This window comes from Microbulbifer sp. HZ11, assembly GCF_000708675.1.
GTDB lineage: Bacteria > Pseudomonadota > Gammaproteobacteria > Pseudomonadales > Cellvibrionaceae > Microbulbifer.
The window spans coordinates 165,753-179,611 of sequence record NZ_JELR01000005.1 but is presented as its reverse complement, the minus strand read 5'-3'; the positions used below and the strand labels follow the sequence as shown (position 1 = coordinate 179,611).

Annotated in this window: 8 protein-coding genes; 1 reads left to right on the top strand and 7 read right to left on the bottom strand. The window is 57.2% G+C overall.

What is annotated here, in order from left to right:
• Positions 1-130: 130 nt before the first annotated feature.
• The 5 genes from AU11_RS16490 to AU11_RS16470 form a co-directional block, all read right to left on the bottom strand.
• Positions 131-1,021, bottom strand: a complete 891-nt coding sequence (locus AU11_RS16490; RefSeq protein WP_043320728.1) for a hypothetical protein — start codon at positions 1,019-1,021, stop codon at positions 131-133.
• 426 nt (positions 1,022-1,447) lie between these two features.
• Positions 1,448-2,959, bottom strand: coding sequence for a tryptophan halogenase family protein (locus tag AU11_RS16485; RefSeq protein ID WP_043320727.1), 1,512 nt, complete (start codon positions 2,957-2,959; stop codon positions 1,448-1,450).
• A gap of 21 nt (positions 2,960-2,980) precedes the next feature.
• Positions 2,981-4,006, bottom strand: a complete 1,026-nt coding sequence (locus AU11_RS16480; protein WP_043320726.1) for a cupin-like domain-containing protein — start codon at positions 4,004-4,006, stop codon at positions 2,981-2,983.
• A gap of 52 nt (positions 4,007-4,058) precedes the next feature.
• Positions 4,059-4,772 (bottom strand): SapC family protein, encoded by a 714-nt coding sequence (locus AU11_RS16475; protein WP_043320725.1) that lies wholly within the window; start codon positions 4,770-4,772, stop codon positions 4,059-4,061.
• A 160-nt stretch (positions 4,773-4,932) separates the two neighbouring features.
• Positions 4,933-7,962, bottom strand: coding sequence for a TonB-dependent receptor (locus AU11_RS16470; RefSeq protein WP_043320724.1), 3,030 nt, complete (start codon positions 7,960-7,962; stop codon positions 4,933-4,935).
• 322 nt (positions 7,963-8,284) lie between these two features.
• Between AU11_RS16470 and manD the strand changes: the two genes are divergently transcribed.
• Positions 8,285-9,496 (top strand): D-mannonate dehydratase ManD, encoded by a 1,212-nt coding sequence (gene manD / locus AU11_RS16465; protein WP_043320723.1) that lies wholly within the window; start codon positions 8,285-8,287, stop codon positions 9,494-9,496.
• Positions 9,497-9,568: 72 nt separating this feature from the next.
• On the opposite strand, the gene AU11_RS16460 is transcribed toward manD, so the two are convergent.
• Together AU11_RS16460 and AU11_RS16455 are read right to left on the bottom strand one after the other, a co-directional pair.
• Positions 9,569-10,744: a lytic polysaccharide monooxygenase gene (locus AU11_RS16460; RefSeq protein WP_081848208.1), complete on the bottom strand. Its 1,176-nt coding sequence runs from the start codon at positions 10,742-10,744 to the stop codon at positions 9,569-9,571.
• Positions 10,745-11,023: 279 nt separating this feature from the next.
• Positions 11,024-13,603, bottom strand: a complete 2,580-nt coding sequence (locus AU11_RS16455) for a TonB-dependent receptor (protein WP_051687391.1) — start codon at positions 13,601-13,603, stop codon at positions 11,024-11,026.
• Positions 13,604-13,859 lie beyond the last annotated feature (256 nt).

Sequence of the window (13,859 nt, the reverse complement as noted above, 5' to 3'; positions counted from 1 at the left end):
TGCACCGCCATCCATGGCGGTGACAAAACGCAGTTTTGGACGCCGAAGGCGCCCGCAGGGTGAGCGAAGAGAATCAACGTCTCACAGACCCTTACCCGCTATCGCCACCTTCTATTCGGGCCTCAGAGTGCTAAATTGCCGCCGCCGTAGCCCGTTGCATGGGACTCGGCCTGCGCGCAGAGGATTTTTTCAGCACCTCTTTCACATCCTCGATCAGATTCTTCTGCACCAGCTCACTCTGCCAGTAGCCATCGTGGGAAACCAGCTGCGGGCCCCAGCTGGCGGCGGTCCAGTCTGCCAGCGGGCGGGTCTCGTAGTCGCGGTAAACGGCCTGGTTGTAGGAGGGGCTGAGGGGCTTGAGAGGCCAGCCGAAGAGGTCGTCGGGGTGATAGAAGTTCTTCCAGCGGAAGTTGTAGCCACGGGTGTCAGAGGTGACGGCCTGAATCTGGTCGCGGGCCATGGCGGCGGTCCAGAGGGGGTTGCTGGCGCCGAGAGTATACCAGTGAGTGAGGGTTTTGCCGCGCAAGAAGAGGTCTTTGGCGGAGGCTTTGTGGACGCCTTTGGGTCCGCCGTCGCGCCAGATTCCGTGGCTGATGGTGGCGCGCTGGGCATCCCACAGATAGTTCGAGAGGATGCTGCAGCCGATGGAGTGGCTGAGAAGTATGACCGGCGCGTTGTCGCTGGTCGCTTTGGCGGCGCGCTCGAAGGTCTGGTAGATGGCCTGCTGGGTTTTGTCGTAGTTGCCGCCGCGCTGGTGGATGTCGCTGAGCTGGGCGGCGGCTTCGGCGAGGCCATAGAGCATGAATTTGCGCGCCCGCAGGTAGTCCATGTCGCGCTTTTGCATGGCGTCAAAAACGCGCTCGAGGTTGGGCTGCAGGTGCCCCTGGCAGAGGATGCTTTCGGTGTGAACCCGTGACCAGTCATCCCCCAGGGCGGATTTGAGGGCCCGAAACAGGGGGTCCGCAAAGTCTTCGTTCACGGCACCCATCCCCGGTGCCGCGAGGATTACCAGATCGGCCATTGTTCGCTCCCCGACGTATTGAACTCGATATTCTACTGAGTGTTGTTTTTAGACTTATCTTGGATGCGAATACCTCGCCGGGGTTTGCCCGCGCATCGGCTTTCTGTGGATTCTGTGGCGTTCGTCCTGTAACGAACCGTGACACAGGTACCACAATCTGGGAAAAGTAACACTGGTTGATTGTGATGGGAAGAAATGCGCCAGAAAAGAAGGAATTCGCGCCATTCTTCCGGTGAAGTCGGGAAAAGACACAGAAACTTTCAGTTTTTTTCGCGCCGCGAGGAACTCGAGCGCCACAGCCCCATCAAAGTAACCAGATCCCCTAGATCACTATTGATTGAACGCGTGGTGATCGAACTCTCTCATCGTATCTCTGCTTGAAGCCGGCCTTGCGCCGGCTTTTTCTTTTGCGGCGCCCGTGGCTACCTAAACCGTCTCGGGTGCGGCGGCGCGACAATACTGGTTGATGAACTGCTGGTGGCCGGGCAGTCGATCCACCGCGGCGCGGATATTCCCCCGCAGGCTCTGCAGTGCCTGACGCAGTTGCGCCTCGGTCATCAGGCGGCCCATGGGGTGGTAGGCCTGCGGTCGCAGGTGCTGACCAAGCATCACCTGCACCCAACTGTCGGAGCGGAACAGCTCATCCGCGGTGCGATGCACCTGCGCGCTCTCACGGAACAACGCCATACGCTCCGCCAGCGAGTCGGGTACCGGCATGTGCCTGCAGTAGCGCCAGAATTCGCTGTCTTCCCGCTCTGTGGCCTTATAGTGCAACACGACAAAGTCCCGCACCTTCTCCAGCTCGTCGCGAGACAGCGCGTTGAAGCGATTGCGCAGGCCGGGGGTGACCCCATCGAGGGGAAACAGCTGCATCAGGCGGGTAATACCGATCATGATCAGGTGGATACTGGTACTCTCCAGTGGTTCCACAAAACCACTGGACAGGCCGAGGGCGATGCAGTTCTTTTCCCAGGCGTTGCGACGGCGCCCGGCGCGATAGCGAATCAGACGCGGGTCAAACAGAGGGGCGCCCTCAATTTCCGATAGAAACTGCGCGCGCGCCGCATCGTCCGACTGATAATCACTGCAAAATACCATACCGTTGCCCATGCGCGACTGCAGTGGGATCTGCCAGCGCCAGCCGGCACTGCGCGCGATCGCACGGGTATTCGGGCGAGCCTCACCAACCAGTTCCGACTGCACGGCAAAGGCGCTGTCGGTGGGCAGCCAGTGGTTCCAGTCTTCAAACCCACACCCCAGCGTTTCCCCCATCAACAGAGCACGGAAGCCGGTGCAGTCGATAAACAGATCCCCCTGCACCACAGCACCACTCTCCAGCACAAGAGACTCTATATAACCGCTTTCACTGTTGGTGGTCACTTGCCGAATCTTGCCTTCCGTGCGCTTCACCCCTCGCTCTCCCTCGCGCGCCTCACAGCGTCGGCGCAAATACCGGGCGTAGCGGGTAGCGTCGAGATGGTAGGCGTAATTGAGAACCGGCTTGTCTGAGGTGCCGAATTTCCGCGCATTGAGCGCCTGGGTTTCCAGACAGTATTCGCCAATATCACCACCAAACCCAAGGCTTTGCGCGTGCAACCAGAATTGGTGGAATTCGCCCATCCAGTTGGCTTTACCCAGCTGTCCGAATCCGTGCACATAACGATCGCCCTCGCGCCCCCAGTTTTCAAACTCGATGCCCAGTTTGAATGTGGCCTGGGTTTCACGCATGAACTCTGCTTCATCGATTCCCAGCAGCGCGTGGAAAGAGCAGATGGTCGGAATCGTCGACTCCCCTACGCCGACGGTGCCGATCGCATCGGACTCCACCAGCTCAATATCCACCAGTGCGCCCAGCTGTCTGGAGAGCGCGGCGGCAGCCAGCCAGCCAGCGGTGCCGCCACCGGCGATGACGACCTTTTTAATTCGATGATTGTTCATGTTTCTCCACCATTGCGTCGTTCACCGATTGAGTTTCTGCAGCAGTTTTGCGCGCAGACGCCGCGCGGTCATATTGTCCAATGCCGCCAGCGGCCCTTGCGCTGCTTGCGGCAGGTGGGCGCGCGGGACTTCGGCATCACCAAACAGGTAGTAATCGAACAGTGCTCTCCACGCCTGCTTTTCTGCTTCGGGTCTGTCCCGCAGGCTGAGCATGCCATGCAGCAGGGTGTTCATGGGCGTATCCATAAACGCAGGAGTCTGGTTCCACCAGTAGTTCACCATCACGTTGAAGTCGGCCCTCGCCTCCACCTGATGCCACCACAAAGCGGGATAAAACAGCACATCTCCCGGTGACAGATCCGCGACCAGCGCGCTCTCCATTGCTGCGCGAAAATTCGGATGACGGGCAAAGTCGGGGCTCTGGAAATCCACCATACTCACCACCTGCCCACCCGGAGTCGGTTCCAGTGGCCCGGGGTAAAGATTGGCAACCTGCTCCGGCGGAAACAGAATAAACCGCCGCTCTCCCACCAGTGAGCAGGCGATATTCAACGAGGTATCGAAATGGGCCCGCGCCACGGTGCGATTACCGAGCCAGATACTCGCAAGCGGGGAGAAGTGTGTGAGCGCGTCACACTGCGGAAGCAAGTCGTTGGCTTGCCGGAAACCCGGCAGGCAGGCGTCGATGGTTGTGGAACCGATATACAGAGAGGGCGCTCCCTCTTGGGAAAGCGTCTTTTCGACCTGCTGCAGAAAATCGTTCAGCACAACCCGCTGTGCGGAAAAGTTGAGACCTGTCAACGAATCGTTGTAGCCGAATTGCCCTTCGATTTCCGGCGGGCCGATGTAGGCGACCAGTGGTGAACCATTGTAAAACTGCAGCAGATATTCCATGGCTGCCTGGGGCGACTCCAGCCCCGCTGCGACCAGCGGCCAGTGCCGGGAAAAACCGCGGATCACAACCGGCGCATCCCCCTCAACCAGTGCATCCAGCGGCAGTACATCGAGGGATGCCCCCTCAATATCTTTTACGCGTTTTTCAAACATCGCTATTTAGCTCCCCGGCCTATACCCGAATCAGATTGCGTTAGTATCGGCGCTATGCTGCGCGCGCCAATACCCGCTTTTTCTTCTCTATCAGGCGGGAGATATTATTGAGCGAAGCGACCACAAGAAATGCGTACTTCAGAAAACCGGCGCGGTGTAACGACGCCAGTTCGGAAGGGTTCAATGCGGCGAGGCGCTCCTCATTGATTGTGCTGAAGTGCTCGATGGTGTACTGCTCGCTCTCACTGAGTTTGAGCTCGAGCTTCACCGGCGCGATCAAATCACAGGCGGCAAACGCCTCAAACATGTGCCGGTTTTCCGACGCACCTCGATGAATCAGCTGCAGAATCCCACTGATCCGTTCCAGGTAAGGCGTGTTCCCGCCATGGGGCAAAAACACCGGCTCTCCCTGCTGCCGGCTAATCCGTGGGCTACTCATATCCACGTGAATCATCGGTTCGCCGCCGCTTTGCAGACCGATCAGAAAGGGCCCCCGCGCGCGTACCGCCGGTACATAATCCGCCTGCCAGCCCGAGTTATCCAGGTACAGATTTTCATCGCGGTCCAGCCCCAACAGCGCCACCGACTGGTACTCGCCACTGGCGCTATCGCGAAAAAACAGGATTGGGTATTCACGCTGAAGGTGCTGGTACTCCGAAGGAAAAACCAGAACCTGATTGACGCCATCCCCGTAAGCTGCGGAATACTCCGTTATGACTTTCAGATCGTGATGCTGGACGTTATCCAGTAGTACAGATTGGGTCATCTCTCTCACCGTATTTTTTTTATTTTGTCTTTTTTACAACGCAGAAAGGGACCACTGCAAATGCAGCGGTCCCTTTATCATTTACTAAGCACTTGCACTTCGCGCTTGAGCTAAATATTTCTGCTGAAACCAGCGCCCAGTGGATCGGACACCGGGAGCATCAGAATTTGTACTGAGCGCCAATCAGGTACCGCGCATCCAACTCCTGCGCGAACCAGACGTTGCTCTTGTCACGGCCGAAGTGTGTCAGGCTTTCCTCGGTCAGGTTCAGGCCCTCAAACAGTACAGTCAGGTTATCGGTGACCTCGTAACTGATATTCATATCCAGCTGACCGAATTCATCCACATAGACCGGGTTGTTTGAGGCACCGCGGTTGACCTGCGAAAGGAACTCATCGCGCCAGTTGTACGCCAGTCGCGCCGACACGCCGAAGTTCTCATAGATAAACGCCAGGTTGGCACTGTCACTGAGACCGAGTAGCGCGAACTGCGTCGCGGTCGGGTCGGCGCCATTATCGAAGCCCACGTCCCCACGTACAGTGGTCAGGTTGGCCTGCAGACCAAACCCGCTTTCCCCGAAAAAGTGCTGCGCCGCCAGCTCAAAGCCATGAATCTTCGCTTCGCGGTTGTTGACCTTGGAGGTCACATCGAACTCGAAGAACGGATCGTCAGCATTCGCGACTACATCGTAGTCGGTCAGGATTTGATCCACGTAGCCCTGCGGCAGGTTGCCATCCACGAGCTCCGCCTCAAACATGGACTTGGCATCGGCGATACTGAAATTATCAATCAGCGCAGTCATGGTGAACAAGTGCGCCTCACTGGCATCCACTCCCAGCTCCTCCAACGCCTCCAGGGCGTCGCCAGAGCGAGTGCCAGGCGCACCGGAACTGGGATCGCGCAGGCCGAAAAGAGGCTCGCGGAACTTGCCGTCACCAATGAAATTGGCCACGCGTTTCTCATAGAAGCCCGCCGATACATAACTGCTATCGCCGTAGTACCACTCCACCGAAAGGTCGAAGTTGTCCGACTCCAGGGGCAGCAGTTCCGGGTTACCACGGGAACCGACAGGTACCACACCTAAAGCGGTGGGCCCGGAGGGCTTCTCAGCAGACACAGACGAGAACAGTGCCGCGTAGTCGGGGCGAGCGATGGTCTTGCTGTAGGACACGCGGCCCTTCAGGTCTTCGCGCAGATCGATGGAGAAATCGAGGCTTGGCAACAGGTTGTTGTACTTGCCATCCAGGCTCACCGGCAATACCTCATCCGACAGCTTGCGTTCAAAGTCGTTGTCCGCTTTCCAGAGCATGCCAGACGGTACGTACACCAGTGAAGTGGAATTGGTATCCGTCTGCTCAAAGCGGGTACCGATGACCAGCTGTGTCGGGAAGCTGCCTAGCTCCCCATCCAACGTAAACTGGAAATAGGCAGACTGAATATCTTCTTCAACCGTGTTGAAAAGCTGCGTGTCAATATTGTCAGCAGTCCAGGGCTCGACCATTGCCGAGTAGAGTTCACCCGCATGGCCACGATAGACGGTAAGACCGTCGCTGCCCGGATTGAAATCTTCGAACATGCAGGTCATGCAGAAGGCTTCCACCAGATCGGCGGGCACATCCGGAGTGCGGTTACCCCAACCACCCAACGTTTGCGTAGTGCGCATATTTTGCTGGGTCATTTCCGAGGCAATACTGCTCAGGCCAAAATCGATGCGCCCATTTTCCAGCTCCCAGCTGCCGTCAATAGCGAACTGATCGATCTGATGCTCCTGACTGGCGGTGGTGGTACGCACTACGGAAGATGCGAGCTCATTGGCATCCAGCTGGCCATTGCCATTGTAGTGATCGTCATTGAATACGATGTCGGACACCGGGAAGCCGCTGCTCACATCCAGGGTATGGCCATCCACGACAAAAGCGCCAATGCCAAAGCGAATGGAGCTGGTACCCATGGGACCATTGGGGTTCGACTTGGACTGTGAGGTGTGGGCGTCAAAACTGAAACTCAGGGTATCCGTGGCATCCCAATCGGCGTTGAAGCCAAAAGACTCGAGAGTGTTTTCGGTAGAACGCAGTTGTTGCTCAAGTCCCAGGTCTTTTACGTCACCCGGCACGTCCTGATATTGATAGATGGGGGTCGCCACGGTGGAGTTGCCGTCAAAGGTCATCTCACTGCGAATGGCATTAAACCAGTTTCCCTGGTCCACGCGCTGCTCGGTCTGCTCGTTGTTTGCGTACATGGCGTCCGCAGTCAGGGTCAGGTCTTCCCGCGGACGGAACTGCATGGTGAGCTGGGCGTTGGTGCGCTGACGTTCGTTGGTGGAGACGTGGTAACGGCTGTCCTTCGGAATAGCCACCAACTGAGCATCGTCAGGGGCATTATTGATAACGGTATCGTTGCCGACAAATTCGCTGGAACCATCGTTGATGGTAGCACCGGTGCGGATGTCCCAATCGTTGACCGTGGAACTGCGGGTGCCACCGTTGCGCTCCTGATAAGAGCCAAACAGTGCCACACCGAAAGTTTCTTCTTCATTTGTCCAACTGAACAGCCCGGAGGTTTCCGGCGTAATATCCTCACCCTCGAAGTTCACCCCGGTGTCGTGCATCCCCTTCACCCCCAGAGATGCCTGAATACCAGGATTTTCCAGTGGGCGAACGGTATTGATGTTCACAGTGGCGCCGATGCCACCGGTGGGGGCTGACGCGCGACCGGTTTTGTACACTTCCAGCCCTGCAACACCTTCGGATGCCAGATTCGAAAAGTCGAAAGAACGCCCGGTACCGGCATTACTGTTTTCTTCTACTGATTGATCGCCACCCACCATGGACACATTGGAGGTGGGCATCTGGCGACCATTCAGAGTCACCAGGTTAAAACTGGGGCCAAAGCCGCGCACGGTAATCTCCGAACCCTCACCATTTACGCGGTTGATGGACACACCGGTAATCCGCTGCAGGGACTCTGCCAGGTTGGTATCGGGGAATTTGCCGATGTCTTCGGCGGAAATGGCATCAACAACGCCGGCGGAATCGCGCTTGATATCCATGGCACGCTCCATGGAGGCGCGAATGCCGGTAACGGTGACCTCTTCCAGGGTGGTGTTGTCCTGGGCAAACAGCTGAGGCGCACAGGCCATGGAGGCAATTGCCGCCACTACTGCACCGGACAATTTCTTGCGTTCGAACATTTGGGTTTCCCTCTTCGCAATGTGCCGCCGCTGCCTTTCCCGAGTAAACCTGCGGAAAGAATCTGGCAGCAATCTTTGGTTATTGTTTGAATATCGACAGTCGTCAGCGCTACGGATGTAGGGCAGGATAGGGGCGCGCTCATGCGTCTTATCCCCACGCATACGAGTAGAAAGCGCGGCCCTATCTACACCAAAGGACGGCCCAGCGGAGACGATAGTCCCCCCCTGTACGTTGAAAAGTAGGAATAACCACAGCAAAACAACCACAACCGGTGCGCAGCCAGCCGCGCTGCGCACCGGGACCAACCAAGGAACCGCAGTCATGTCCAAGATCCTGTCTGCCCGGGTGATTCTCTCGAGCCCCGGACGCAACTTCACAACCCTAAAAATCGAGACCGAAGACGGTATTTATGGGGTCGGCGACGCCACGGTGAACGGGCGCGAGCTGGCCGTGGTGGCTTATCTGGAAGAGCATGTCATCCCCTGCCTGATTGGACGCGACGCCCATCAGATTGAAGATATCTGGCAGTACCTTTACAAGGGCGCCTACTGGCGCCGCGGCCCCATCACCATGTGTGCGATTGCTGCAGTGGATATGGCGCTGTGGGATATCAAGGCGAAGATCGCCGGGCTGCCACTGTACCAATTGCTCGGTGGTGCCTGCCGGCGCGGCAATCTGGTCTACGCACACGCGAATGGGGAAGATATTGAGGAAACCCTGAGCGAAGCAGAAAAATATATCGCCATGGGCTATCGCGCCGTGCGCCTTCAGTGTGGCGTTCCCGGACTCAAGTCCACCTACGGGGTGACCAGCGACAAAGCACGCTACGAGCCGGCAGGTACCGGACTCCCGGCAGAAAATATCTGGTCAACGGAAAAATATCTGCGCGCGGTGCCGCAACTGTTCGCCGCGGCGCGCGAGACGCTGGGTTGGGATATTCACCTGCTGCACGATACCCACCATCGCCTGACACCGATCCAGGCTGCACGCCTTGCCAAAGACCTGGAACCCTATCGATTGTTCTGGCTGGAAGATGCGGTGCCCGCGGAAAATCAGGAAAACTTCCGCCTGATTCGCCAGCACAGTACCACCCCACTGGCGGTAGGTGAGGTATTCAACACTATCTGGGACTGCAAGCAGCTGATCGAAGAGCAGCTGATCGACTATATCCGCACCGCGGCGGTACACGCCGGCGGTATTACCCAATTGCGCAAAATTGCCAACTTTGCGGCCCTGTACAATGTGCGCACCGGCTGTCACGGCGCAACGGATCTGTCCCCGGTCACCATGGCCGCCGCACTGCACTTTGGCCTGTCAGTTTCCAACTTCGGTATTCAGGAGTTTATGCACCATACCGAAGAGACCAACCGGGTATTCCCCCACAGCTATGTGTTCGAGGATGGCTACCTGCATCCCGGCGAAAAGCCCGGGCTGGGTGTAGATATCGACGAGGATCTGGCTCGCAGTTTCCCCTATCAGCGCGCCTACCTGCCGATCAACCGCCTGGAAGATGGCACCATGCATGACTGGTAAGTTTCTTTCGCCATAAAAAAAAGCCAACGGTGACCCGTTGGCTTTTTCACGCTTTGTGCGTTTCCCCAGAAATCAGTTACAAACTGCTCCAGTAATTTCCGGCACCTCGGCATTGCCGGAGGACTTCTCACCCTGTACACCGAAGCTGACGGTCTGGCCCGCGCCGACAGTGGCATTCCAGTCCATGTTGCTGGCGGTGTAGGGACCCATTCCGTTCACCAGTGCATTCCAGGTATTGGTCAGCACGGTGTCATCGGCGTACTCCCACTGTACCTCCCAACCGGTGACCGGCGTATCTCCAGTGTTGGTCAGACGGACTTCCGCAGTGAAGCCGCTGCCCCAATCGTTGGATACCACATATTCACACTGGAGACCGGTACCCACACTGCCGCCGGAGCTGGAGCTTGAACTGCTGCCGCCGGAGGAGCTGGAAGACGACGAAGAGCTGCCGCCCGAGGAAGAGCTGCTCGAAGAAGAACCGCCGGAAGAAGAGCTACTTGAAGAAGTACCACCGGATGAAGAACTGCTGCTGGAGGATGAGGAGCCGCCGCCGGAACCACTGCCGTCAAATGCTACGTCGACACAGCCATGGAAACGTTCGTAGGTGAAATAATTCCGCCCCCACTCACCGTATATGATATGGCGGCCTTCCCGCTCGGGTACTTCACAGGTGGTGTGGAACAGGTTGCTGGCTTTTTCGGCCACCACTGCCGGGTTGCCGTCGGGGTCTGTATCGTCGTAATTCAGTACACAGAAGGGCTCGTCTTCAAATGCATCCCAGGTGAGCGTACTGCCGACCTGATAGACAAAGTCTTCACGGGTAATCCAGTATTTGAACTCTTCGGTGTCGTCCCAGTGCGGACCCCAGCTGATATTCCAGGAGAAGGTCTGGGGGCCGGCACTCATTGAACTGCTAGGCCAATCCAGCTGGTGATCCCACGGTGAGGGCCCACCGTTCCAGGTTTCGCTGTCATAGCCACACACATTGGTGGATTCGCCACCGGAGCGACCAATGGTATGGGTCAGCACGCTCATAAACTGGTACATACCGTTGGAGTCCAGTTGTGCGGCCTCCACACAGGCCGGTGTGGTGGCCTGATCCGGTTTTTCGTTCAGACCACAGTGGGCGTTTCGCGACGGGGGCTCAACCATCAGTCCGTGGCTAAATGCCGCGCTGGCAAATAGTGAGGCACTCAATGCACCTGCCCACTTTATCCACCTCTGTGGTTTCGAACTGCGAATTTTCATTTTCCGTATCCTCTTGAGTCAGCGTTGTATTGATTTGCTACCAGAGAAGGGACGGGCGGGGACGACTAAGCGCTCCCGATACCCTGCGACAAAATGCCACAGTGTGGAAGGCGTCAAACTAAGAAAATGAATTAGGCGCAATCGACATGTGCCCGACGTAAAAAGGCCGGCGGGTTCCCCCACCGGCGCCACAATCGATGCTGGCCAGTACAAGGTGAACTATTTTCAACAGGCGCCGGGTAATGCCCCGGCGCCTGCCACTCACGGAACGGACCCGTATTAGAACTTCACGCTGGCGCCCACAAAGTAGCGTGCACCGAACTCATCCACACTGTGGATAACACCGTAGGTCGGCAGGCGTTGCACCAGAGGCTCGTTGAAGATATTTACCGCTTCTAGGGAAACGTCCAGATTCTCCGTTGCGTGCCAGATCACGGAAGCATCAACCTGATCGTAGTCGTCGTAACGGCTCTCGGTACCACTGTTGTTGTAGTTGCCGTGCCAGCCGTCGCGGGCGTTATAGGCAACACGTGCGCTGATCATGTCGTTTTCATAGTAGCCGGAAAGGTTGTAGGAGTTCTGAGACACCTCATCCACATCCACTTCCTGTCCTGCGGAGTTGGTCACGGAGCTGTCGGTGTAGGTGTAGTTTGCCTGCACACCAAAACCATTGCCGAAGTCGTGCTGGTATTGCAGCTCGATACCGGAAATATCCGCGGTACCCACATTGCGCGCACGGGTTACCTGACAGGTCTGTGAACAACCTTCCAGCGCCTCCATGGCGGTGGTGAGCTCAATGTAGTCGCTGATGTTTTTGTGGAACAGGGTTGCACCCACCACCGATGCGTCGGTGAAGTACCACTCGACACCCATGTCGTAGTTGTCAGACTTGTAAGGATCCAGATCCGGGCTGCCAATGGTTGCCGTTCCCATATTGATCGCGACGGTGGACGCCATCTGCATATCGTCATAGTCCGGGCGGGACACGGTCGAACCGGCGGCGAAGCGGAACAGCATGTCTTCGGAAATATCCGCGGCAAAGTTGATACTCGGCAGAATGTTGGTGTAGCTGCGCTCACCCCTGGCCGGCTCGCCGGCGATACGCCCTTTCGACAGAACATCGGTATCCACCACGCGCAGACCAATGTTACCCCGGAAGCCATCGCCCTCGAAGTTGGCCTTGGCGTAGGCTGCAGTAATTTCCTCTGCGATGGAGAAGTCACTGGTAACGGTGATGGTGTCGGCGCGATTGGCATAGCCGTAATCCCAGATGCCGCCGCTGATCACCGCAAAGCTGTCGAGAGTGCCGTTACGCCCTTCCTGTCCATGCAGACCGGAAGCCAAACCGCCGTTGAAATCCGCCAGGCTCAAACCTTCGGCCATGGCCGCGGCAAGATCAACATCGCGGTTGTCAACTCGGCCCAGGTAGATCTGATCCTGGTATTTCAGACCGGTATCAACACTGGTAAAAATTCCCTTGTTTACATCGATGGCGAAGTCGGCCTGGTAATACTCGATTTCATTCTGGCGAATATTGTCAAGGAAGGTAAATTCCTGGAACAACTGCATGCGGCTGTGATCCGTCACATAGTTTGGATCGGTCGGAATGATCTCGTGTGCATCGGCAAGATCGAAGGTAAAGCCGGTGCTCGCACGATCTTCCAGGTCTCCCCACCAGGTACTGGTCTGCGGGGTGAAGCTGTCCGCGTTGGAGCGGCCCACCACTACGTGGGAACGCCAACCATCGCCCTCATAATCCATGGTCAGGTTGAGCGCGTCGGTTTCCATCTCTGGCTTGCGCAGCACCGAGTTGTTAAAGAATGGCACGCCGCCATCTGTCAGGTTACCCGGCACGACGGTCGCACTGGTGACCGCGCCGAATTCATTGGTAACCACAGATTCCGCATCCAGATACGCGCCGTTGAAATCGGGAATGGCGAACAGTGCCGTATTTACGTGGTCGTTATCCAGGGTGAACAGGTTGTAATCGAGTGAGAAGGTCAGCGCGTCCGAAGGCGAGTACTGCATGGTGAACTGACTGCTGGAACGCTCGCGCTCCTCATCAAACAGAATGGATGCCATGCCCCAGGTCATGGTATGCGAGCCGCCTTCGGAATCCGGAACGTGATCGTAGGGAGGCGCAAAGGAGCTCAGAGTTTCACGCACAACGTGCTGCTGCTCGGAGGAGTGCGCGACCAGCACACCAAATGTGGAATCCGCGTTCTTCCAGCTCACCAGCCCGGAATAGGACGGAGACCAGTCTTCGCCGGCTTCGCTGTAGCCGTTTTCCACCGAGGCTGTCGCGGTGAATTCATCCATTTCCAGCGGTTTGCGGGTGCGCAGGTTGACGGTACCACCGAGAGCACCTTCATTCAGGCTCGCATCTACGGACTTGTATACATCCATACCGGAAATCTGCTCGGCGGACAGCAGCTCGAAGTTGAAGCTGCGGTTGGTGCCACCCAGGTCGAACCAGCCAACACTGGCCACGTTCTGACCGTTCAACAGTACGACGCTGTGCTGGGGTGCGGTACCGCGCACGGTGACCCCATTGACCTCACCAAAACCGCGGACCACGGTGACGCCGGGAACACGCTGCAGAGCATCACCGATGTTTTTGTCCGGGAACTTACCGATATCTTCAGCGGAAACGGAGTCGATGACCGCGTCCGCATCGCGCTTGCTGTCGAGCGCGCTGCGCAGGCTACCGCGAATACCGGTTACCTGAATTTCTTCCAGTGTTGCATCCTGAGCAAAGCCCGGCGCGGCGATACCCGCCAGTGCAAGCGCACTGATGGAGCCGTAGCGCAGGGCCAGTTTGTTGGCGTGTTGAATGGCTGTTTTCAAACTGACTGACATGTTGAGTCCTCTTATTTTTATGAAGCAAAGCCAAGCTCCCCCGTATACCCCCTGGGTCGGCTGATGTTTCAGCTTTATCGAGCTGAAATTAGTCTATGCATTGGACTAATATTATGTCAAACAGTTTTACTTATTAATTCATCACAGGAAATCGGGTGTGGGTGACACTGAGCAGGCCGCGCGAGACGGCGGCCCAAAGAGAAGGCAGTCAAGCAGAGGTTCAGGGATTCCGGACCGCCCGCGCTGCGCTGACGGT

Coding starts and splice junctions, on each gene's coding strand:
- AU11_RS16490 (WP_043320728.1), bottom strand. CDS start 1,021: ATGGCCGATCTGGTAATCCTCGCGGCACCGGGGATGGGTGCCGTGAAC.
- AU11_RS16485 (WP_043320727.1), bottom strand. CDS start 2,959: ATGAACAATCATCGAATTAAAAAGGTCGTCATCGCCGGTGGCGGCACC.
- AU11_RS16480 (WP_043320726.1), bottom strand. CDS start 4,006: ATGTTTGAAAAACGCGTAAAAGATATTGAGGGGGCATCCCTCGATGTA.
- AU11_RS16475 (WP_043320725.1), bottom strand. CDS start 4,772: ATGACCCAATCTGTACTACTGGATAACGTCCAGCATCACGATCTGAAA.
- AU11_RS16470 (WP_043320724.1), bottom strand. CDS start 7,962: ATGTTCGAACGCAAGAAATTGTCCGGTGCAGTAGTGGCGGCAATTGCC.
- manD (WP_043320723.1), top strand. CDS start 8,285: ATGTCCAAGATCCTGTCTGCCCGGGTGATTCTCTCGAGCCCCGGACGC.
- AU11_RS16460 (WP_081848208.1), bottom strand. CDS start 10,744: ATGAAAATTCGCAGTTCGAAACCACAGAGGTGGATAAAGTGGGCAGGT.
- AU11_RS16455 (WP_051687391.1), bottom strand. CDS start 13,603: ATGTCAGTCAGTTTGAAAACAGCCATTCAACACGCCAACAAACTGGCC.